Source organism: Aquimarina sp. AU474 (assembly GCF_900312815.1).
GTDB lineage: Bacteria > Bacteroidota > Bacteroidia > Flavobacteriales > Flavobacteriaceae > Aquimarina.
Window position 1 is genome coordinate 349,738 of sequence record NZ_OMPE01000004.1, and the last position, 24,064, is coordinate 373,801.

The window sequence follows — 24,064 nt, forward strand, 5'->3', positions numbered from 1 at the left end:
TAGATTATAGTCAATGACATTTCTACACAAATTAAAATACCAAAGGATGATACTATATAATAGTAGCTTATCTTTTAGAATCTTTAGAAATATTTGATTTTTTTATACGGTTGATCTACGGCTATATGCTGCACCTTATTAAGCAGATCTTTATAATTTTTCGACTAGAAAACGCACAATTTTTATTGATAAGTTTTTAAAGAAAAACATACTTGTATAGGTAAACACGGTCTGGTGTTTAACACTATTAATAAGAATGCATTGGATTATACCCGTTCAGGAGGAGGGATAAGGATTTCTAGATGAACATCCCATAGAGAAGCTTGTGCCCAAGAACACAATGATTTTTTATTATTGGCAAAGAGGTATGAATATTCACTAACCTGAATTTCTATTTTCTCATCTTTGCTGTCCTTTTCTTTTTTTTCTTTTTTCTTTTTCTTCTTCTTAGTGTCTTTATCATAATCATAATTGGCTAATTCATAGTCACTTTGAGTAAAAAAAGCAAAAGTTTGAGTAATGGGTTGAATGATCATTGTAAATACTACAAGAATAAAGATTGTTTGCCTTAAAAAATTCTTAATATTTTCTTTTTTTTCATTCATTTTTATAAAATACAATTTATGATGTATCAAAAATTTATTTTAAAACCATCCATCATTCGCGCTATAAATATAATAGTATTCTTGTCTTGTTCGATATATATATTACTGATTAACCGAACTTTAACAATATAAAGAAAATAATTTTAAAAAGCCAGTTCTATCACATATTGTTTAAGATGAAATAATATAGAGTAAACAATTGTTAGCAAAATGACAATTAAAAAGAATACGTAATAAAGTACTTTAAAAGCTTGTTTCGAAGTCTATTTTGAATAGAAAATCTTTGATTCTTCTAAACAAAGTATCAAACAAATGTAAACGAAGTGAAACAAAGGAAAATAAAAGTATATCAAAGGCAAGGAAATCTATTTGCCGATACAGAAATTAGCGAATATATTACCAAGTAAATCATCACTAGATATTTCACCAGTAATTTCTCCAAAATGATACAGTGCCTGGCGGATATCTATGGCCATAAGGTCTCCGGAAAGCCCAGAATCAATACCATATTGTACTTTTTGAATTTCTTCTAAAGCTTTTAATAAAGCATCATAGTGTCTGGTATTAGTTACTATAGTATCATTATTGCGTAACGCACCGGTATTTACAAATTCAAGAAGTTTATTTTGCAATTCGTCTACTCCTATATGTTGCTTGGCAGAGAGTAATTGCAATACAGATCCTTCTATTTTATCTAGATGTATTTTTAGTTTTTCTAATTCTGTTGCATTAAGCTTATCCATTTTATTGGCAACAATAATTAAAGGTTTCTGCGGATATTTATTTTTAATTTTTTCTATTTCTATAATAAATTTTGATTGGGCATTTAAAAATTTATCGGCTTCAAGTAAATAGATTACCACTTGAGCCTGTTCGATTTTTTCAAATGTTTTTTGGATTCCGATACTTTCTACTACATCCTCAGTATCTCTTATTCCTGCTGTATCTATAAATCGAAATCCAATACCACCAATATTAATCTCATCTTCAATAGTATCTCTTGTTGTTCCTGCTATATCAGATACGATAGCTCTTTCTTCGTTAAGTAAGGCATTAAGCAATGTAGATTTCCCTACGTTAGGTTCTCCCACAATAGCAACAGGGATACCGTTTTTAATTACATTTCCTACGGCAAATGAATCTATTAAACGTTTTAAGACTTTAGTGATCCTGGTGATCAGATCTTTAAATTGTGTACGATCGGCAAATTCTACATCTTCTTCAGCAAAATCAAGTTCTAACTCTATTAAGGAAGCAAAATTTAATAATTCTTCTCGTAATGCTTTAATCTCATTCGAGAAACCTCCTCGCATTTGTTGCATAGCAATTTGGTGCGAAACTTCAGAGTCTGATGCAATTAAATCGGCAACAGCCTCGGCTTGAGAAAGATCTAATTTTCCGTTAATAAAAGCACGCAACGTAAATTCTCCTGCATTTGCCATGCGGCAGCCTTTACGTAGTAAAAGTTGAATTATTTCTTGCTGGATGTATGTAGATCCATGGCAAGAAATTTCTATTGTAGGTTCTCCTGTATAAGAATTTGTTCCTTTAAAAATAGATATTAGGACTTCATCTAATATTCTATCGTCATCAATAATATGTCCCAAATGAATGGTATGACTTTTTTGTTTTTTTAGTTCCTTTCCGCTTATAGATTTAAATAGAGGAGAACAAAGGGCGATAGCTTCTTTTCCTGAAACCCTTATCACGGCAATTGCTCCAGCCCCAGATGGTGTAGCTAACGCTACTATAGTATCTTGTGAAATCATATTCATTTGCTAAATGGCAAAAATAGAGATTAAAATATACACTTTAAATACGCAGTGTAAATCTTTTTTTGAGGAGTAGTTTTTCTTTCCTATCTTGTACTTCAAATAAGTGTAAATCACTTTTTTAAATCTACCCAGATCCCTTTTAGGGAACAAGAATTAGGAGAGAAATTGGATTCGATATTAAGTAACGTCTTAACTATTGGATTTGTTGGGAAACAGGATTGTTGTAGTATAAATTGCAACAATTTTTATGTACGTTAAATTTAATGTCTAACCAATAATAACTAATTCTTATTCGTATGAATTTTTACAACACAAACTCATTTAACACTAAGGGAAGGCTATTGCTGAAACATTTCAGTATTCTAGCTTTTTTATGTTTACCCTTTATCAATTTTGCTCAAGAAGAATTGCCCAGATATTATAAAGGCGCTGATATTGATATCATGTCAGAAAGTAGTACAGCAAAGAGCAGTCAAGAAATAGTAACACAAACTATTTCAGAAAAAGGAGCTACATGGTTACGTTTATTTTTCAAAGATGTAAATCTTGGAAGTAATAGTACAGTAACTATCACCTCAGATCTAGATGGTGCATCACAAACGTTAAGTGGTGCCTCTATTAAAAATTGGCAAAATGCAAGTGCTTATTTTAATGGAGATAAAGTAACTATTACACTTAATATAGCGGCAGGAGAAACCGCTATTGGTCTTAATATCCACGAAATAGGAGTGGGTAAAGAAGACCCAAATAATAAATCACAATGTGGATCAAATGATGATAGAGTAGATTCTACCGATGATGCGATTGGTAGAATAGTACCCATAGGATGTACAGGTTGGATTATTACCAATGGTCGATTGGTAACCGCTGGACATTGTGTTGGAAGTCGAGCACAAATCATAGAATTTAATGTGCCCAAATCTAATCCAGATAGAACTATAGTACATCCTGGACCAGAAGATCAGTATCCAATCGGTAATTTTGTATCGCCGTACCCAAATAGTCCAAGTCAAGCTAATGACTGGGCAGTATTTACGGCTAGTGCAAATTCACAAACAGGACAAACACCGATACAGGCACAAGGAAAATCTTATAATGTAGTACAAAGTGCTCCTGTTGGTAATATAACGATTACTGGTTTTGGAACAGATACCGGTATTGATAACCAAACGCAACAAACACATACGGGGCCTCAATCTTCTGTAACCAATACTTTTGTACGTTATAGAACGGATACTACGGGAGGAAACTCTGGTAGTCCGATTATAGATGCTGCTGGTAATGCAGTAGGTGTACATGCCTATGGTGGTTGCTCAGGGTCAGGAGGATCTAATTCTGGTGAACGAGCAACAATCCCCGCTTTTTGGGATGCTATGGGACTTGGTGGTACGCCTCCGCCACCACCTAGTGAAGATTGCTCAGGAAACGTAACAGCATTCCCGTTTAGCGAAAGTTTTGAAAGCAACCTTGGTCAGTGGGCGCAAGCTACTTCTGATGATATCAATTGGACTAGAAATTCTGGAGGAACACCTTCTAATGGTACAGGACCAGGAAGTGCTGCAGATGGTAGTTTCTATCTTTATGTAGAAGCTTCTGGTAATGGTACGGGATATCCAAATAAAAGAGCGATTTTAAATTCTCCTTGTTTGAATTTTAGTGGGGTTTCTAGCCCTACGATTTCTTTTCAATATCATATGTTAGGTACAGCAATCAATAGTCTAGCTGTTGAGGCAAGAACTAACAATTCTGGAAATTGGACAAGCGTATTTAGTCAAACCGGAGATCAAGGAAATAGCTGGAATGCGGCAAATGTGGATTTATCTGCATACGCAGGACAAAGTAGTGTGCAACTAAGATTTAATGTAGTTACTGGTTCTGGTGGTAGCGGGTGGCAAAGTGATATCGCTATTGACGATGTGAGTATTCAAAATGGTACTGTAACACCACCACCAACATGTGATACATTAAACTTCAATGATTTCCAGATTACTTCATTTTCTAATCAGGATTCAGCCGGTAATTCGTCTATTGGTAATGGAGGAAACTCATTATCATTAACCAATAACACTTGGAAATCTATTGCATTAAGTTATAATGTTACTTCAAGTACGGTAATAGAATTCCAATTTAGTAGTACTTCTCAAGGAGAAATTCATGCAGTTGGTTTTGAAGATGATAACTCACTTACATCTTCTAGATACTTTAAGGTACATGGTAGTCAAAATTATGGAGTAACTAATTTTGATAATTACTCAAGCGGTACAACTACGTATATTATTCCTGTAGGTAATTTCTATACCGGTAATATGGATAGGTTGGTATTCATTAATGATAATGACGCTGGTTCGGGTAATAACTCAACTTTCTCTAATGTAAAAATTTATGAAGGCTCTTGTGGACAATCTGCAAGTACAGAAAGTGTGATAGCTGCATTTGAAAATGTAACACCTATTATGGGAGATCAAGAAGAGGGTGATTTGTTAGATTTGAAAATAACACCAAATCCAGCACAAGATATTTTCTCTATTTATTTAAGTAGATATACTACCGGAACAACAAATGCTATCATTTATGATATTTTAGGTAGAAAACAAGCTCAATTAGAACTTCATTCGGGAGAAAATAGAATTTCTACACGTAGCTTATCCTTAGGACAAGGTATCTATATGATTAAGTTTAATAATAGCAAAGGAGAAGGTATTACTCGAAAGCTAATTTTAAACTAGTAAAAACAAATAAAAAGACATTAAATTTATAATGAAAAGCATCTCGAAACTGATCGAGGTGCTTTTTTTATATATCTTATTAAGAGATCAAGTAGTGAATCGTAATTATAAGTAATACGTGTAACAAAATGAGTTTTTTTTCGTCATATAAGTACAATTGCTAAAAATATTAGCAAAATCATCAATCAATCAAAAAGCAAAAGAATCATGAGAGAAGACAAATCAGTATTAGTTGTTACACATTTATCACAGTTATTAGATCTTATTACAGGTTTTGGAGGGTTTTTAGTACCACTAATATTGTGGTTAACTCAAAGAGAACAGGTAATGACAATGGATGAACACGGTAAATCAATAATGAATTTTCAAATCAGTATGTTCATTTATGCTATTATTTGTATACCGTTAATATTATTATTTGGGTTAGGGCTTTTGGGATTAGCAGTGATTGCAATACTGTGCTTTGTTTTTCCAATCGTTAATGCTGTAAGGGCAAGTAATGGCGAAAGACCTTCTTATCCATTATCGATGAGAATTATAAAATAATATAAAAAAAAGAGGCTGGTTTTAAAACCGGCCTCTTTTATATAAAAACACTATTTAAGGTTTAGTGTTGGTTAATTCTAAAATCAGGATATGCATCCATTCCGTGCTCATGGCCATCGAGACCGTCAATTTCTTCTTTTTCAGAAACTCTGATTCCTATAGTTTTCTTAAGCGTAAAAATAATAATGAAAGAGGTAAGTATACAAAACCCTCCAGCAGCCAATACACCAACTCCTTGAACAAGAAATTGATCAAAACCAGCTTTTGCACCAAAGATACCCACTGCTAGTGTACCCCAGATACCGCAGATAAGGTGTACGGCGATAGCTCCAACAGGATCATCAAGTTTTATCTTATCAATTAATGCTACACCAAATACGATGATTGCCCCGGCAATGGCACCTATTAATACGGCATCTGTAGGAGACATTTGATCAGCGCCTGCAGTAATACCTACCAATCCACCTAAGATTCCATTTAAGAACATGGTAAGATCATAGTTTTTATACATTAATGTTGAAACTAAGAAAGCAACAACTCCACCAGCCGCTGCGGCCAAAGATGTAGTTACTAGAGTTAAAGATGTTCCTGCTGCATCTGCAGAAAGAACGGATCCACCGTTAAAACCAAACCATCCTAACCATAAAATAAGAACACCAGCTGCTGCAAGTGGTATATTATGTCCGGGAATAGCTTGTGGTTTACCTTCAGAACTAAATTTACCAATTCTAGATCCTAATAAATAAACTGCGACTAGCGCTGCCCATCCACCCACAGAGTGTACTAAAGTAGAACCAGCAAAGTCATAAAACCCTTCAGCTTCACCAATTGTAAAAGTAGATAAAAATCCACCTCCCCATTGCCAAGAACCGACTATTGGATACACTAATCCAACATAGATAATTGTAAAGATCATAAATGCCCCAAGTTTAATACGTTCTGCAACGGCACCAGAAACTATGGTAGCTGCAGTAGCAGCAAACATTCCTTGAAACAGAAAATCTGTCCAATATGTATATCCTTCATTATAGGTGAGATCTAGAGCTCCTTCTGCTGTTAACGGAGAATCTAATCCAAAACCTGCGAATCCTAAAAACCCTGTAGCTCCTTCTTCGAAACCAGGATACATTAGATTAAATCCTACTAGGCAATATAATAATAGACCTACGCAAATAATGAATACATTTTTGAAAAGTATATTAATTGTGTTTTTTTGACGAGTTAATCCTATTTCTAAAAAAGAAAATCCTAAGTGCATGAAAAATACTAGTGCAGTACACACCATCATCCATACATTATTGATAGTTAACATTTCCATTGTTTAATTACTATTAAAATTATTTTTTGTTTTCGGTTGGTTAATACTCTTGATAAGAGTGATGGTTAGTTTAGCGTACTTCCACCTTTTTCAGATGTACGAATGCGATATGCTTCGTTAATATCCGAAACAAAGATTTTTCCGTCCCCTACTTCGCCAGTTTTGGCGGCTTCAAGAATTGCAGATATAGCAGCTTCTTCATAATCATCATTTACTACTATAGATAAGAAACGTCTTTGAATATCTGTTGTACTATAAGATACTCCTCTATATACGCTTCCCTTTTGTTCATTTCCTACTCCGGTAACATCCCAATATGAGAAAAAAGTGATCCCTTTTTCATGTAGTGCTTCTTTTACCACTCTGTATTTTGATCTTCTGATTATTGCTTCTATTTTCTTCATAAAGAATAAAAGTTAAAATTAATGTTAAATTCCATTCAAAAGTATGTGATTTTATTTTTTGCACCCAAATAAATTGGGGTAATGGTGTAATTTTTATCATTTTAGAATATTTACCCCCTAAAAATTAGGGGTATTTATTTTTTTGGATATAAAATTGATGATTTAACAGTAGCGTTGGTTTGGTGTTTTACGAAAACGTTTTCATAAAAAGATATTGATAATCAATAGACTATCATTTTGCGCAAAGCCCTATTTTATTTGACTTTTTTTAAGAAAAGCGCATTATCAAATTCGTAAATAGAAGTCGTTATTTTGTGATTATTTTATTCTGAATGCCGTTTTTTTAGAGAGCTCAGAAAAGTAGTGTTCAAAGCCTTCTTTTTCTTTTTCAATCCTTAATGATTTGTTAATTTCATACACTTGAAACATTGAATGACCATTAAAAAATGAAATAAAGTAAAGATGTGAACTTTTTACTTTTTAGTTAAAAAATAAGGTCATTTCAGAATTAAGTCGGAAATTATTATGAAGAAACAAGGAATGTATCTACCAGAATTTGAGCACGACGCCTGTGGTGCCGGATTTATATGTAGCCTCGAAGGTAAAAAGTCAAACGACATCATTCATAAAGCTCTAGAGATTTTAGAAAAACTAGAACACCGAGGAGCGGTTAGTGCTGATGGAAAAACTGGAGATGGTGCAGGTATATTAATCGACATTCCCCACAACTTCTTTACAGAAAATTGCGATTTTGTATTGCCTGAGCCTGGAGAATATGCAGTAAGTAATGTGTTCTTACCTAAAAAAGAAAACCAAAGACAGTTCTGTATCAATACTTTCGAAACTAATATAACCGATCAAGGACTTGTATTGCTTGGGTGGAGGGATGTTCCTGTTGATCACATACATTTAGGTGAGATTGCCGCAACAACAGAACCTTTTATTAAACAAATATTTATTGGTAAGGGCGATAAGGATCAAAGTTATTTTGATTTTAACCTTAAGCTGTTTACGGCAAGAAAAGTTACAGAGCATACCATCTATAGTTCTAAGCTTTCAGAAAGTAAGTTTTTTTACTTACCTAGTTTATCCACAAAGACCTTGATATTTAAAGGGCTTCTAATGCCAGAGGATATTAAGTTATACTATAAGGACCTAATGGATCCAAAAGTAGTTACGCGATTAGCATTAGTGCATCAACGATTTTCTACAAATACATTTCCAACTTGGGATTTGGCTCAACCTTTTCGTTACATGTGCCACAATGGAGAAATTAATACGCTAAGAGGTAATGTAACGCGAATGCGATCTAGAGAAGAATTATTACAAAGCGATTGGTTCGGAGAAGATATCAAAAAAATACTTCCGGTAGTGTTAAAAGGAAAATCTGATTCTGCTTCTATGGATATGGTGGTAGAATTATTATTAATGACAGGTAGATCTTTGCCAGAAGTAATGATGATGATGGTTCCTGAAGCTTGGGAGAAAAACCCTGAGATGTCTGAAGCAAAGAAAGCGTTTTATGAATATAACTCTTGCGCTATGGAACCTTGGGATGGTCCTGCTTCAATTCCATTTACAGATGGTAATTATATCGGTGCGGTATTAGATAGAAATGGTTTACGCCCATCAAGATACAGTGTTACCAAAGACGGATATGTAATCATGTCTTCAGAAACGGGGGTGGTTGATCTCGAACCTGCTAATATTTCGCATCACGGAAGATTAGAACCGGGAAAAATGTTTCTGGTAAACATGGAAGAAGGTAGAATAGTAAATGATGAGGAAATTAAAGAAGAAATAGCAACCAGACATCCATATCGCGAATGGTTGGATGGTAATTTGGTACATCTAAAAGATATCCCTTATAATGATTGCCCTTTGTTTTTGGGAGAAGAAACCATTACAAAACGTAAAGAAGTATTTGGATATACACAAGAGGATATTGATACTATTATTGCTCCTATGGGGCAGTTAGGAAAAGAACCTATTGGTTCTATGGGATCTGATACTCCAATAGCGGTACTTTCTGAGCGTCCACAATTGATATATAATTATTTTAAGCAATTATTTGCGCAAGTGACCAATCCTCCTTTAGATGGTATTCGTGAAGAGTTAATAACAGATATAAGCTTAACATTAGGGTCTGATCATAATATTTTTGATATTAATGAAAAGCACTGTAATAAATTAAAAATCAATAATCCTGTTATTTCTAAAGAGGATTTGGATAAGATTAAAACATTTACTAATAAAGGATTCAAAGTAACATCGATCCCAATGTTGTATAATATCAATAGAGGGTTAAATGGGTTAGAAGATGCTCTTGAGGTTATGCTAAGCGATGTCTCTGATGTGATTGATGAGGGAACCAACGTGGTTATTCTTTCTGATAGAAATGTAAGTAAACATAGAGCGCCAATACCTGCTTTATTAGGATGCTCTTATGTAAATAGTGGTTTGCAAAAATTGGGCAAACGTTCTAAGGTGAGTATTATTATCGAATCTGCAGAACCAAGAGAAGTACATCATTTTGCTTTATTGTTTGGATATGGGGCCAGTGCCATCAATCCTTATATGGTAAATGAAATTATAGGAGAGCAGCTTCAAGAAAATAATATAACGGGAATCGATTTTGACGAAGCAATAAAAAATTATAATAAAGCAGTTGGTAAAGGAGTGCTTAAAGTGATGAATAAGATAGGTATCTCTACGCTTAATTCATACCGAAGCTCGCAATTGTTCGAGTGCATTGGTATCAATACCAAAGTAGTGGATCAATATTTCCCTAATACAGCCACACGAATTGAAGGAATAGGGTTGTATGAACTTGAGAAAGAAATTGCAAAACGTCATAAACGTGCATATGTTGAGCAAGAAGTTGCAGCTAATCTAGACCTCGAAATAGGAGGGCAGTATAGATGGAGGCGTAATGGAGAAAAACATCAGTTTAATCCATTATCTGTTGCAAAGTTGCAAAAATCGGTAAGAGATAACGATTCGAAAACATATAAAGAATATGCAAATCTGATCAACGAGCAATCAAAGAGCTTAATGACTATTCGAGGATTATTAGAATTTTCTAATTATGATCCAATTTCTATCGATGAGGTAGAACCATGGACCGAGATTGTAAAACGTTTTAAAACAGGAGCAATGTCATATGGATCTATCAGTAAAGAAGCTCATGAAAACCTAGCGGTAGCCATGAATCGTATTGGCGGAAAAAGTAACTCTGGAGAAGGAGGAGAGAACCCTTTACGTTTTTATAAAGATGTGAATGGTGATTGGAAAAACAGTGCGATAAAGCAAGTAGCATCAGGTAGATTTGGAGTGTCTTCGAATTACTTAACAAGTGCTGCCGAAATTCAAATAAAAATGGCTCAAGGAGCTAAACCGGGAGAGGGAGGACAATTGCCAGGGCCAAAAGTAAATCCTGAAATTGCAAAAACTCGTAATTCTACACCTTATGTTGGATTAATTTCGCCACCTCCACATCATGATATTTACTCTATCGAGGATTTATCTCAACTAATTTATGATTTAAAATCTGCCAATAGACAAGCCAGAATAAATGTAAAATTAGTTTCTGAAGTAGGAGTAGGAACAGTAGCGGCGGGTGTAGCAAAAGCAAAAGCAGATGTCGTTCTTATCTCGGGATTTGATGGAGGAACAGGGGCATCACCTTTAACATCATTAAAACATGCTGGATTACCTTGGGAGCTGGGTATTGCTGAAGCACAACAAACATTAGTAGGTAATGATCTACGTAGTCGAATTGTATTAGAGTGTGATGGCCAGTTAAAAACAGGCCGTGATGTTGCAGTAGCCTGTTTATTAGGAGCCGAGGAGTTTGGTTTTGCAACAGCTCCGTTGGTGGCTTCAGGGTGTGTTATGATGCGTGTTTGTCATTTAAACACATGTCCTGTGGGTATCGCCACACAAAATCCAGAACTGCGTAAAAAGTTTAAAGGAAAACCAGAACATGTAGTTAATTATATGTATTTCGTAGCACAAGAGTTACGTGAAATTATGGCCCAACTTGGTTTTCGTACAGTAAATGAGATGGTCGGGCAAGTAAATAAATTAGATCATAATAAAGCAATAGCCCATTATAAAGCGGCAGGAATTGATTTGACTCCAATTTTACATCAAGTCGATGCGCCTAAAGGAGTTGAAGTGTACAATACCGAAACTCAAGATCATGGATTAGGTAAATCAATAGATTTTGAAATTATAGAACAGGCACATCCTGCATTGTTTCGCAAGGAAAAAACAACATTAGATTTTGATATCACCAATACGGATAGAGCGGTTGGAGCAATATTGAGTAATGAAATCTCTAAAATTTACGGAGCTCAAGGGTTACCAGATAATACATTAAAATTAAACTTTACTGGGGCGGCCGGGCAGAGTTTTGGGGCTTTTGCTACCAAAGGTTTAACAATGGTGGTTAATGGTAATACAAATGACTATTTAGGAAAAGGATTATCAGGAGCAAAGGTGATTATTAAAGTTCCTGAAGAGGCGACAATTGTTCCTGAAGATAATGTAATTACCGGTAATGTTACGCTGTATGGTGCAACAGCCGGAGAAGTGTACATTAATGGTAAAGCCGGGGAGCGATTCTGTGTTCGTAATTCGGGAGCGAAAGCTGTAGTAGAAGGAATAGGTGATCATGGATGTGAATATATGACTGGCGGTATAGCAGTTATTCTAGGTGAGGTAGGAAGAAACTTTGGAGCAGGAATGTCTGGAGGTATCGCGTACATATATGATGATAAAAAAACCTTTGAAGCACATTGTAATAAAGAAGCTTTAAACCTTGATCCAGTAGATCAACAACAGGATATCGAAGAATTGAAAACACTCATTGAAAATCATTATAACGCTACTTTAAGCCCATTAGCTCAAAGAATATTAGAAAATTGGGAGAAAGAATTGTCAAAATTTATCAAAATATTCCCAGAGGAGTATAAGCAAGCATTGATACGATTAGAAGAAGAAAAATTAGCACAAGCATAAAACGATAGTAACATGGGAAAGATAACTGGATTTTTAGAATTTGAAAGAGAGATCGAACAGTACCAACCTGTTAAAGATCGTATAAAAGGGTATAATGAGTTTACGGTAGCAATGCCAGAGAAAAAACTTAAAGACCAAGGTGCTCGTTGTATGGATTGTGGAATTCCATTTTGTCATAGTGGGTGTCCACTTGGTAATTTGATTCCTGATTTTAATGATGCGGTATATCGCGGTAAATGGGAAAAAGCAGCTACAATACTACATTCTACGAATAATTTTCCAGAGTTTACGGGGAGATTATGTCCAGCACCTTGCGAAGAAGCTTGCGTTTTGGGGATCAATGAAGATCCGGTTACAATAGAAAATATTGAAAAAAATATTGTAGAAGAAGCTTTTAAAAATGGATGGATAAAAGCAAATCCGCCAAGAGAAAGAACAGGAAAAACAGCAGCAGTTATAGGATCGGGTCCAGCAGGATTGGCAACGGCACAGCAATTAAATCGTGCGGGACATTTAGTAACCGTTTTTGAAAGAGATGAAAAAGTAGGAGGGTTATTGCGTTATGGTATCCCAGATTTTAAAATGGAAAAAGATGTAATTGATCGCCGTGTAGCTGTTTTAGAAGAAGAAGGTATTGTATTTAAAACAAATACTGCTATAGGAAAAGATATCAAAGCCGATCAATTAAAAGAAAATTTTGACGCGGTGGTCTTATGCACAGGTGCAACAGTACGTCGTAATTTACCGGTAAAAGGAGCTGATTTAAAAGGAGTAGTACAGGCCATGGATTTTTTACCACAAAACAATAGGAGAGTGGATGGGATCAAAGATCTGGGCGAAGAAATTTTGGCAACAGATAAAGATGTTATCGTAATAGGAGGAGGAGATACAGGTTCTGATTGTATTGGTACCTCTGTGAGACATGGAGCTACTTCGGTCACGAATTTTGAAATCATGGGTAAAGGTACTACAGCGCGACCTGCAAATCAACCTTGGCCGTTTTGGCCAATGCGATTACGTACAAGTTCTTCTCATCAAGAAGGAGTAGAACGTAATTGGAGTATATCTACCAAGGAATTTTTAGGAGACGAAAACGGAAATTTAAAAGGGCTAATTACCACCGAAGTAGAATGGGTAAAAGAAAATGGTCGTTTTACATTAAAAGAAATTCCAAATACCGAAAAAGAATGGAAATGCGAATTAGCATTATTAGCATTAGGATTTACAGGATCTGAGCCAACTATTGCAGAACAATTGGGAGTCGATATGGATGCTAGAACTAATATCAAAGCAACCGAAGAGAATTATGAAACCAATGTAAAAGGTATTTTTGCAGCTGGAGATACCCGAAGAGGACAATCGCTAATTGTATGGGCCATTGCTGAAGGAAGGCAAGCGGCATATCATATCGATACCTATTTAATGGGATCCTCTAACCTACCACTTAAAGGAGAAGGAGATTTACCAAGAGTTTAGTAGAATTTAATGATTAGTGTTAAGAAAAAAAGACTGTTAACCCAAATATGGTTAGCAGCCTTTTTTAATGATTGATGAATGTGTTTTATCCTTTGGTAATCTTAAAGCTATTACGAGAGCGCTCTGTGAATGAATTTCGAATGGATGTAGCTTCCTCGTCGCTAATAGAGTTTTCATATTTTTCTAATGAATATCCAGTAGTTTTATGAAGCATTTCATGATAAAAAATAATAATTTCATTTTTTCGGTCTTTACTTGCTAATCCTACCAAGCGTGACATCATAAATTGATCTTCAAGTGTATAACCTTTTTGTTCTAAAAACGCTCTTGTTTTAGCTCCTTCTCCGTTCGGATTTTCTATTGCCGATTTTTTGCTATCATAAAACCAGGTGTTGTAGCGATATTTATTGTTACCAATGTAGTCTGCATTGCTAAAATCATAATTATAGATTAAATCATTTTCAGATAAAAACCCCTCAAATTGAACAACAAACAACTTGCTTATTGATCTGTTTTCATCTACTGAAACAAAAACATATCTTTCGCCAGTGGCAATTGACTTTCCTTGTATATCTTCTACATATTCATCTGAAGAAGCTATTATTTCAAAATCAAATTTGCCGATATAGTTAAATTCTGTAGCTACAGTGATTTCAATTGCAGGTAATTTGTAGGAAGTCAGGATATTGTCTTTAACGAATCTTTTTACGGATTTTTCAGATGAAACATTTTGAAGATTGCCTTTAAGCTCTTTCTTTTTAGTTTGGCAGCTAAACAGTAGGAGCGAAACCATTAATAATGTGTATAGGCGCTTCATTTGAGTTAGTTTATGATATATGTTGTATTAGTCTAGTGTATTTAAAAAAAGCTACTAACCTGATTAAACTAGTAGCTTTTTAGTGATTGATGATGGCTAGTTCGAATTTATACGCTTAAAAATGTATTTTTATACGTATAGCCTGATCTAAGGATATATTCTTGTCTTGTTCTTTTAAAGATTTTACAAATTCTGGAGTTACTCGATGTATTTTTAAACTTTGTGCTTGCTCTGCAGTAATGTTTTTATACCCAATATCTTCAAAGGATTTTACAAATTCTGGAGTTACTCTATGGATTTTAAACGAGATAATATCATCCAAAGGAAGATCTCCAAATCGAGTTTTCTTGAATGCCTGCAGGTATTCTGGAGATACATTGTGAATTTTTAGAGAGATCAATCCATCAATCCCGATATTCTTATATCCAAGTTTGGCATATTCTGAAGCTGTATCAGGAGATACATTATGTATTCTTAAAGAAGACGCTTTGTCTAAGGTAATGTTTTTGTATCCAGCTTTCTTAAATGAATTGATAAACTCTGGGGTTACATTATGTATTTTTAACCCTATAGCATCATCAATAGGAATGTTTTTGTACCCGGCTGCATTGAATCTCTTAATAAATTCAGGAGTTACATTATGAATCTTGAGTGAAATAATTTGATCTACAGAAATGTTCTTGTATCCAAGTTCTTTAAATTGTTTAATAAAATCATTGGGGTTACCCTTACTATCTTGATAGCTTTTACCATAACTATTGGTAGAACTTGACTGTGAATCTGAACTTTCAAAAACATCAGAATGATTATGCGAGCTTTTTACCTGTCCCGGAGTTACATTGTGAATTTTTAATTTGATTACATCTTGTATACTAAGATTGGTTTGTCCTGATTTTTTATAAGATTGTATAAGATCGGTAGTAATATTATGAATTTTTAGTTTTTTGGCTTCTTGTAATGTAATATTAGGGAAACCAATTTTTTTAAGACTCGTAATATATGCTGGTGATACGTTATGAATTTTTAATTCTTTCGCTTCTTTTAATGAAACATTAGTATATCCAATATTTTTAATAGACTTAATGTATTTTGGAGTTACGTTATGAATCTTAAGGTTTTTAGCTTCTTTTGTGGATATGTTAGCATAACCTTCTTTCTTAAACGAACTTATAAAATCAGGAGTTACGTTATGAATTTTTAATTTCATATAATCATCCAAAGACATCTTACCATATCCTTTATTAGTATATGATGTTACAAATTCGGGAGTTACATTATGGATTTTTGCTTTCGTAATTTTCTTTAAAGAAGCCTGAGTTGTATTCAGTTTATTGATAAATTTGATGTATTTGATATCAACATCAAAAAGGTTTAGTTTGCTAATCTCTTCCATGGTATATTGATTATACCCCAGTGCAGTTAATTCTTTCCGGTACATTTTTAATTTATCAAGAGGAAGAGATTTATGAATGATATCTTCAAAATCATCCTGGTCGATATTAAGATTTTCCTTTTTAAGATAACTTAAATATGTGTTATCAAAACCAGTAAGAAAACAATGCACAAGATCTCTGTTATTACCCTCTAAGCCATAAGCTTTAAGTGATTTTATAAAACTTTCATCCGGTGCAAAAGTATATCTTCCATCTCCCAGATTGTTTTCAAATTGCCCTACATAGGTCATGGTTCCAGCATCTTTTGTAATTACTAGTTGTTGTCTATCCCCTTTTGGGAAACCATTAAAATACACGGGATCATAGCATCTTGTAGTAGACCAAAAATTTCGTTTAAGAGGTTCGGCACTCCTATACATAATACAGAGTTTTCCACCTCCAACTTCGGCATCCCAGACACCTTTGGTATAGTCCATTTTTAAAATGGATGTTTTATCTGTTTTTACGACAGGATTTTCAATGGTTTCTTCAGTAGTATTCACCAAAGATTCATTTGGCTTAACGGGATTAAAAGAAAGCACCGTAATCGCTAGTAATGGAATAATGATTAGGTATTTCCATCCTGATTTTGCAGTTGATTTTTTTGAATTCATCATGAGTATTCGTTTTTTGAGAAATGATTGATTATAGCTTGTTGCCAAGCCGGTAGGCATATTAGGAGTTGAGACTTTTAAAAGATTCATTTGATAGGCTTCTTTATTTTCACCTATATTAAGCATTCCGTCATCTGTAAGATATTCTAGATTATTATCAATAGCTTTTCTATATAACCATGCAAAAGGGTTAAACCATTGTAACGTGACTAGCAATTCTACAAGGAGCATATCCATAGTATGCTTACCTTTAATGTGCATTTGTTCATGCTTTAAAATCTGTAAATATGTATCAGGATTATACTGACTTGGATTCATGAATATGCGATTCAGGAAAGAATAAGGTGCGTGATTTTTGGTAGTTTCTACAATTTTATAATCGTCTACTTCTACTGTAGGGTATTTTAACATTCGATATACCAAAACTCCTAACTGAATAAGGAAATGAATACCAAACACAAGGATTCCTAGTATGTAAATGTATAGTACTATGGTTTTCCAGTTTATTGAGGTAGCAACCGAATCGGTAATTACAGAAGTGTTTTCAGATAAAGTAGTTGATTCTTGGTGCACTACAGGTGGCTGTGATAATTCGATAGTATCAGGAGAAATGTTGGATAACACAGGTGTATCCAGCGTTTCTTGTGCCAAAAGACTTTTGAAGGATAAATTTTCCGGTATGCTTATAAAGGGTAGGGTAAATGATAATACTATTAGAGATAATAGTACCCACCGATTTAAACCGTAGAACGTTTCTTTTGATAGAAAAAACCGATAAATAATATAAGACAATGCTATTAAGGCGGAGCTATGAATGATGTAATCCATTACTTTTTGTTTTTTATTAGTTGAATAATTTCTTCTAATTCTTCGGTATTGATTTTTTCTTCTTTAGCAAAGAACTTTACCAGGGCCAGAGGAGAGTTATCAAAATAATTATGTACTACCTCTCCTAATACTTCTTTTTGATACGCATCCTTGGATATCAATGGATAGTATTGAAAACTATTACCATAAGCTACGTGGCTAATAAACCCTTTTTCTTCAAGAATTTTTACAATAGTGGCAGTGGTATTATAATGTGGTTTTGGATCTGTCAATTCTTCTATGATCTCTTTTATAAAAGCTTTCTCAAGTTTCCATAAACTTTGCATGATCTGTTCTTCTCTTTTTGCTAATTTTTGCATGGTAATTATTTTACAAAACAAACCTACTACTAATTTATTAGTTTTACAACTAATTTATTAGTAGTTTAACTAACGAGTTAGGAATTAATCTTGTAAGATGTTGATTTTGAAAGAGTTTTTGGGTATTGTTAAATATTTGTGAATATATTCTAGAATGGTAATTTAGCGAGATCCACATTGCCACCAGAAAGGATAATTCCAATTTTTTTATTCTCGAAACGTTGTTTTTCTCGTAAAAGTGCTGCAAACGCAACTGCAGAAGAAGGTTCTATAATTATCTTCATTCGTTCCCATATTAGCTTCATTGTGCTAATAATTTCTTGTTCTTCTACTCGTATAATTTCAGAAACATGTTTTTGTATGATAGGGAAATTGATATCACCGAGTTGGGTCTTAAGGCCATCGGCAATAGTATTAGCCGTAGTGTTAGTCTCAATTGCACCACTTTGCAAAGAACGATAGGCATCATCAACTTCAAAAGGTTCTCCGCCAATGATCTTGCAATCATTCCCAAAATAATGAGTTGCTAGGGCAGTACCACTAACTAAACCACCCCCTCCAATAGGAGTGAAAATATATTCAAGATCAGGTAAATCTTCCAAAAGTTCTAGAGCTGCAGTACCTTGGCCTAGGATGACATCAAGATCATTTGAAGGGTGCAGAAAAAACGCTCCTTTTTCTTTTTGTATCACCTCTGCTGCTTTTTCTCTTTCTTCAAGAGTAGGAATACATTCTATAATTTCTCCACCATATCCCCTTACTGCTTCTTTTTTTACTTCGGGAGCTGTAGATGGCATCACTATATACGCTTTTACACCGAGGCTTTTGGCAGCAAGAGATAATGCTTGCGCAAAATTCCCTGATGAATGAGTAACAACACCTTTTGATTGTTGTTCTTTTGATAATTGTAAAATAGCATTAGCCGCACCTCGCATTTTGAAAGCACCCATGCGTTGAAAATTTTCACATTTAAAATAGATAGATGCTTTAGAGATTTCATTAAGTAGAGTAGAGGTAAGTACTGGGGTTCTGTGGATATATGGTTTTATTCGTGCGCTGCAGTCGGTAAGATCTTTTTTAGTCATGTTGTTGTGTTACATTTTTTAATTGTAAATGGTGATTTTATATAGAATCAAACCAGTCTAAGGTTTTTACCCAAAGTGTGTCTTTAAACTTTCGACTAAAAAAACCAAAATGCCCAATTTTTTGAGTAGGAACATCAGCTAATTTTATCATCTCTAATTTTTTATCCGATTGCTCAAAAAAATCATGAATTCGCTTAATAGCTATTTCGGTCCCTATAGGATCATCCTCAATACCTAAGGTGAGTAATTTTGCAGTGCACGTATGATAAAAGAATTGTACTCCTTTGGTTTCTAATTGTGTTTTCATGTTTTCGTGGTGCCTTCTACTATGCCATTGTTTGATCACACCTTTTGGTACATCTTCTAACATTCGAAGTCTTTTTCCAGGAAAATACCCCACAACAGTCGTTATCATAGGTAATATCATATGCCATATGATATAGATTTTGGTTTTGTGTTTTTTTGACCAATCTTTATAATAAGCAGTTTGAGCACCTATAGTAATAATACCGCTTATATCTTTGTTTTTTTCTGTCATTCCGATGATGGTACCACCAATACTATGTCCTAATACTATTATTTTATCGTCTACAAAAGTTATTTTGGCATAATCTATAATAGCCGAAAAATCATGTTGACCCCATTCAAGAAATGTAGTTTTAAAACCTCTTAATCGTTTGGGTCTTGAGTCGGCAATACCTCGATAATCATAAGTAATTACATTATACCCTTTTTTGGACATCAATGTAGCATAATGATGATATAAAGTCTTACTCACGGCAGTAGCCGAATTAATGATTAAAACTTTATTTTTGGGTATAGATGCAGACGCCAAGTACATATTTGCCGAAAGTAAATAACCGTCTTTAGTTCTAATGTTGATCATTTAATAAAAGTGATAATTTAGCTTTTAATATAGTTATTGGACTTAAACCAAGCTATTGTCTTTTGTATAGCAGTATCTATCGAAGTCTTAGGCTCATAATTTAATTCTTTTTTGGCTTTATTGCCGTCTAAAAATTGCCCTGCAGACATTACGGCAATGGCAGTATCATCAAGTAAAGGTAATTCACCACCAAATAACTTGTATTTTGTAATTTTAAATTTAGAAACCATTTTGGCCAGACCAAGTGATACTTCTTTAGGTATTGTATCCATACCCTCGATCGTAATTATTTTATGAATAACATCCTTCATAGAAATATTCTCTCCGGTGATAAGGTAGCGTTCACCAATACGACCATGAATACAGGCCGCCAGAAGGCCTTTTGCAGCATCACCAGCATAAATAACGTTTCGATTACCATTTACAAACCCTGGTAATGTTTGGTTTATTGTATTGGTAATAATACGCCCTGTTGATGGTCCATGGTCATATTCCCCAAAGGTCATAGAAGGTATACCGATTACAATCGGAATACCTGATTGGCCAGCTTCTCTTGCCATTTTATCCATAATCCATTTTACTTGAACATAAGCAGATTTGTTTTTTGGACTACTAGTATAAATCTCATTTTCGTTGGCTGTACCACTATCGGATTTTGGTATTGCAATGGCTCCGCCAAGGTAAAGTCCTTTTGTAACGGTACTCTTCTTAAGAGCATTAATAAAATTACCCATTTGTTGTTTGGCAATTTTTATTTCATCCTTCAATGGTTTTGGAGCAGAAGGGTAGTAGGCTCCGCAATTAAGAACATAGTCCAACCCTTCAAAAGATTTTGAAAGACTTTCTTGATCATTGAGATCAGCTATTCGTCCGTTATAATCCAGTTCATTAATTGATGAGAGATCCGAAGTTTTTCTATGAATAACGTAAAGCAAGTTATCTGGATCTTCTAAAATGTGTTTGGCGACGTGATGCCCTAACATTCCGGTTGCTCCTATAACTGCAATTTTTTTCATATCATCATTATATTTTGATCTATCATTTAAATTCTTGATGCTAAAAAAATGGCCTCTAATCAGAGGCCGAATATATATTTTAACAATTAACCTTTATCGACATATTACATGGAGTTTTTAATGTAATACAATAGATGTTGATCAATATCTTTACTTTTATTGAGCAGCTCTGTATTCTCCTCCAGGTCCGGCCTGTAAATCAATTACTTTAGTCCTTTCATTTTTAGAGGATGCCCATCCTTTCTTTTCACCATTTAAAACACCTACCACCATTCCTTCAATAGAAGCATCGTCTTTATCTGAAGTTATTGTGATAACATGTTTACCATTACCCAAGTTTTTCTCAAAAGGAGTTTGTACTGCTTTTAAGATAGTTTCTTTAGGTTCTCTGCTTGTATTCGAATAACTTAGGATTTTTAAATCAAAAGTCTCGACAGTACCCTTTACTGATTTTACTGTTAGAAGATAAGTGTACCCTTCATTTACATTTTCGGTAGTAAAACTTGTGCCAACAATTCCGATAAGAACAAGTATAGCTATAATTTTAATTTTCATAATGATACTTTTTTAGATATATAATTTTATAATAAGGCTATTTTTTCATTCATTTTAATGTTTAAAAAAAGAAAATCGTAACTACCAATCTGTAAGTACTCCGGTTTGACCTTCGGGACCTGCCTGAAGTTTTATCATTTTGTGATCCTTGTTGGAGTAAACAGCCCACGTCCATTTTTTTTCTTTAAGTACTCCTGCTACATTTGCTTCAATAGACCCATCTGCAATACCTTTATCAACAATAATATCATAAGTACCGACACCTAGTTTCTTTTCAAAAGGAGTTTTTAAATCTTTGAATATAACATCTTTTTTATTTGGACTCTTTAGAATAAGATCAAAATTTTGTGTCTGATCATTAAGAGATGTCACAGTAAGTACATACGTATATTTGTCATCATTATTATTTTGAGTAGTAAAACTCATCGTAATAATAACTAGTAATAGCAATAAGGAAAATAGCTTGATTTTCATGTTTTTGATTACTTTATTTGGGGTAAATAATGCTTTAACTAATGTTTAAATCTCGTTATTTTTTTCTAAACTCTTTTAAAAAAGCTGATTTATTTATAATAGATCATCGTTTTTAACAAAAAATCCAACCTGTAAGAGGTTGGATTTTCTATATAGTATTTAAAGTATATTAATTGTTAAGCATCACTGGCATTACCAACATGGTCACATGTTCACCTTCATCTAAACCATCTACAGGTGTAAGAATTCCTGCTCTATTAGGTAATGACATTTCTAACTGCACATCATCGGCATTTAGGTTATTAAGCATTTCACTAAGAAAACGTGAATTAAATCCTATTTGCATATCATCACCTTGATAATCACATGTTAGTCTTTCTTCGGCTTTATTAGAATAATCAATATCCTCTGCAGATACATTTAATTCTGCTCCGGCAATTTTTAAACGAATTTGATGGGTTGTTTTATTAGAGAAAATAGATACTCTTCTCACAGAATTTAAGAACTGCGTTCGAGCTATAGTTAATTTATTAGGGTTTTCTTTTGGGATTACAGCCTCGTAATTAGGATATTTTCCGTCGATTAATCTACAGATCAATTGAGTTTCGTCAAAAGTAAACTTAGCATTAGATTCATTATATTCGATCAAGACTTCACTATCACTTCCTGCTAGAATTCCTTTTAATAAGTTTAAAGGTTTTTTTGGCATAATAAACTCTGCCGATTGTGAGGCTTTTACATCACCACGCGTATATTTTACCAACTTATGAGCATCAGTAGCCACAAATGTTAAGCCTTCTGTAGAAAATTGAAAAAACACACCACTCATTACAGGTCTTAGATCATCATTACCTGTTGCAAAAATAGTTTTACTTACTGCAGTAGCTAAAATATCACCCAAAAGAGTTGTAGCACTTGGGTCTTCTAACTCTACCGCTTTAGGAAATTCTTCACCATTTGCATAAGCCAAAGCATATTTACCATGATTAGAACTTATTTCTACAGTGTTGTTATCACCCGCTACAAAGGTTAGCGGTTGCTCAGGAAAAGTTTTTAACGTCTCTAACAGTAATTTGGCAGGCACTGCTATAATTCCCTGATCAGAAGATTCTACTTCTAGTTTGGTAGACATAGTAGTCTCCAAATCAGATGCAGAAACAGTTAATGCATTATTATCTAATTCAAACAAAAAATTATCTAATATAGGTAAGGTGTTGCTGTTATTAATTACCCCACCTAGTACCTGGAGTTGTTTTAATAAGTATGAACTGGATACTATAAATTTCATTGGTGTTTCTTTATTGTTTGTTAGTTGTAAAACAAAATTTTCCGTAATACATTGATACTATTCGAGTAGCATTGTAATGATCTATTTAATAAATACGAGCGACAGTTTTACTCAGTTTTACGCAAATATAATCGTAATCGATAAGGATTTTGGTATGCATAAAACCATAGTTATTAACAAACCTAAGGGAGTTATTGACTATCTGCTACCAATTATAAATTACAAACGATGATTTTTGATTTATTGCTTAGAAGAATCGTCCATAAGTTTATCGGTGTAATGTGCTTTGTGTTTGGGTTGTTCAAAACGTTTTTTGTTATATACCGATGATTCTCCTTTTGGGATAGATAAACTTTGCCATGAAGGTCCTGCAATCATTTTTCCGATCACTACAATTTGTCCGATATGATATGAGTAATGCGCTAATTGTCTATTAATAGCCTCGGTGATGCTATGTTCGATATTACGAATGTAAATAGGATTGTCGAAATTAGTTTCATTAATACTATCTAGAGCATCAAAAAGACACTGCCATCCATCATTCCATTTAATTAATACTTCTTCTTTGGTTTTAATATCATCTTCAAACTCTGCATCACGCATTCTCCATTCTTTTTCGCCATCAGAGGTTAAAAAATCGGTCCATCTCGATTTCATATTACCCCAAAGATGTTTAATGATAATGGCAATACTATTACTATCGTCATTATACTGCCAAAAAAGTTGCTCATTGGGAAGTTGCGCAATCGTTTTTTCTCCTAAAGATTGATAGTATTTAAATTGCTTTTGTATTCCTTCAAGATATTGAGTGGCGTTCATACGGATTATGTGGTT

At 34.0% G+C, this 24,064-nt stretch carries 18 protein-coding genes; 4 read left to right on the plus strand and 14 right to left on the minus strand.

The features are described from left to right. Positions 1 to 266: 266 nt before the first annotated feature. Together DK508_RS02660 and mnmE are read right to left on the minus strand one after the other, a co-directional pair. A complete protein-coding gene (locus tag DK508_RS02660) occupies positions 267 to 605 on the minus strand; it encodes a hypothetical protein (RefSeq protein WP_109299196.1) in 339 nt (112 codons plus the stop codon). A 365-nt stretch (positions 606 to 970) separates the two neighbouring features. Further along, entirely contained in the window at positions 971 to 2,374 is a 1,404-nt protein-coding gene (gene mnmE, locus DK508_RS02665) for a tRNA uridine-5-carboxymethylaminomethyl(34) synthesis GTPase MnmE (RefSeq protein ID WP_109299248.1), read from the minus strand. A gap of 302 nt (positions 2,375 to 2,676) precedes the next feature. Between mnmE and DK508_RS02670 the strand changes: the two genes are divergently transcribed. Both DK508_RS02670 and DK508_RS02675 read left to right on the plus strand, forming a co-directional pair. Continuing rightward, positions 2,677 to 5,106, plus strand: coding sequence for a trypsin-like peptidase domain-containing protein (locus DK508_RS02670; protein ID WP_109299197.1), 2,430 nt, complete (start codon positions 2,677 to 2,679; stop codon positions 5,104 to 5,106). Positions 5,107 to 5,313: 207 nt separating this feature from the next. Further along, complete coding sequence (locus tag DK508_RS02675) at positions 5,314 to 5,652, plus strand: DUF4870 domain-containing protein (protein WP_109299198.1); 339 nt, start codon at positions 5,314 to 5,316, stop codon at positions 5,650 to 5,652. 61 nt (positions 5,653 to 5,713) lie between these two features. Here DK508_RS02675 and DK508_RS02680 read toward each other — a convergent pair whose 3' ends face one another. Together DK508_RS02680 and DK508_RS02685 are read right to left on the minus strand one after the other, a co-directional pair. Continuing rightward, positions 5,714 to 6,970: an ammonium transporter gene (locus DK508_RS02680; RefSeq protein WP_109299199.1), complete on the minus strand. Its 1,257-nt coding sequence runs from the start codon at positions 6,968 to 6,970 to the stop codon at positions 5,714 to 5,716. 65 nt (positions 6,971 to 7,035) lie between these two features. Then, the gene (locus DK508_RS02685) at positions 7,036 to 7,374 is read right to left on the minus strand and encodes a P-II family nitrogen regulator (RefSeq protein WP_109299200.1); all 339 of its coding nucleotides are present in this window, start codon (positions 7,372 to 7,374) and stop codon (positions 7,036 to 7,038) included. Between the two features lie 525 nt (positions 7,375 to 7,899). On the opposite strand from DK508_RS02685, the gene gltB reads away from it, so the two are divergent. After that, complete coding sequence (gltB, locus tag DK508_RS02690; protein WP_109299201.1) at positions 7,900 to 12,399, plus strand: glutamate synthase large subunit; 4,500 nt, start codon at positions 7,900 to 7,902, stop codon at positions 12,397 to 12,399. Positions 12,400 to 12,411: 12 nt separating this feature from the next. Continuing rightward, a complete protein-coding gene (locus DK508_RS02695; protein WP_109299202.1) occupies positions 12,412 to 13,875 on the plus strand; it encodes a glutamate synthase subunit beta in 1,464 nt (487 codons plus the stop codon). 85 nt (positions 13,876 to 13,960) lie between these two features. On the opposite strand, the gene DK508_RS02700 is transcribed toward DK508_RS02695, so the two are convergent. From DK508_RS02700 to DK508_RS02745, 10 genes are all read right to left on the minus strand, one after another. Next, positions 13,961 to 14,692 carry a hypothetical protein gene (locus DK508_RS02700; RefSeq protein ID WP_160114535.1) on the minus strand — a complete coding sequence of 244 codons (732 nt, stop codon included), beginning with the start codon at positions 14,690 to 14,692 and terminating at the stop codon, positions 13,961 to 13,963. A gap of 115 nt (positions 14,693 to 14,807) precedes the next feature. Further along, entirely contained in the window at positions 14,808 to 17,567 is a 2,760-nt protein-coding gene (locus DK508_RS02705) for a M56 family metallopeptidase (protein WP_109299204.1), read from the minus strand. After that, positions 17,567 to 17,926, minus strand: coding sequence for a BlaI/MecI/CopY family transcriptional regulator (locus DK508_RS02710; protein WP_109299205.1), 360 nt, complete (start codon positions 17,924 to 17,926; stop codon positions 17,567 to 17,569). Before DK508_RS02710 ends, DK508_RS02705 begins: the two co-directional genes overlap by 1 nt. 149 nt (positions 17,927 to 18,075) lie before the next feature. Next, on the minus strand, positions 18,076 to 19,011 hold the full coding sequence (locus DK508_RS02715) for a threonine/serine dehydratase (RefSeq protein ID WP_109299206.1): 936 nt from the start codon (positions 19,009 to 19,011) through the stop codon (positions 18,076 to 18,078). A 37-nt stretch (positions 19,012 to 19,048) separates the two neighbouring features. Then, positions 19,049 to 19,897 (minus strand): alpha/beta fold hydrolase, encoded by an 849-nt coding sequence (locus tag DK508_RS02720; protein ID WP_109299207.1) that lies wholly within the window; start codon positions 19,895 to 19,897, stop codon positions 19,049 to 19,051. Between the two features lie 17 nt (positions 19,898 to 19,914). Then, positions 19,915 to 20,913 (minus strand): NAD-dependent epimerase/dehydratase family protein, encoded by a 999-nt coding sequence (locus tag DK508_RS02725; protein ID WP_109299208.1) that lies wholly within the window; start codon positions 20,911 to 20,913, stop codon positions 19,915 to 19,917. Between the two features lie 156 nt (positions 20,914 to 21,069). Next, on the minus strand, positions 21,070 to 21,468 hold the full coding sequence (locus DK508_RS02730) for a hypothetical protein (RefSeq protein WP_109299209.1): 399 nt from the start codon (positions 21,466 to 21,468) through the stop codon (positions 21,070 to 21,072). An 81-nt stretch (positions 21,469 to 21,549) separates the two neighbouring features. Next, on the minus strand, positions 21,550 to 21,942 hold the full coding sequence (locus tag DK508_RS02735; protein WP_160114536.1) for a hypothetical protein: 393 nt from the start codon (positions 21,940 to 21,942) through the stop codon (positions 21,550 to 21,552). A gap of 169 nt (positions 21,943 to 22,111) precedes the next feature. Further along, the gene (gene dnaN / locus DK508_RS02740; protein WP_109299211.1) at positions 22,112 to 23,230 is read right to left on the minus strand and encodes a DNA polymerase III subunit beta; all 1,119 of its coding nucleotides are present in this window, start codon (positions 23,228 to 23,230) and stop codon (positions 22,112 to 22,114) included. A 240-nt stretch (positions 23,231 to 23,470) separates the two neighbouring features. Then, positions 23,471 to 24,049: a DUF1572 family protein gene (locus DK508_RS02745; protein ID WP_109299212.1), complete on the minus strand. Its 579-nt coding sequence runs from the start codon at positions 24,047 to 24,049 to the stop codon at positions 23,471 to 23,473. Between the last annotated feature and the right edge of the window lie 15 nt (positions 24,050 to 24,064).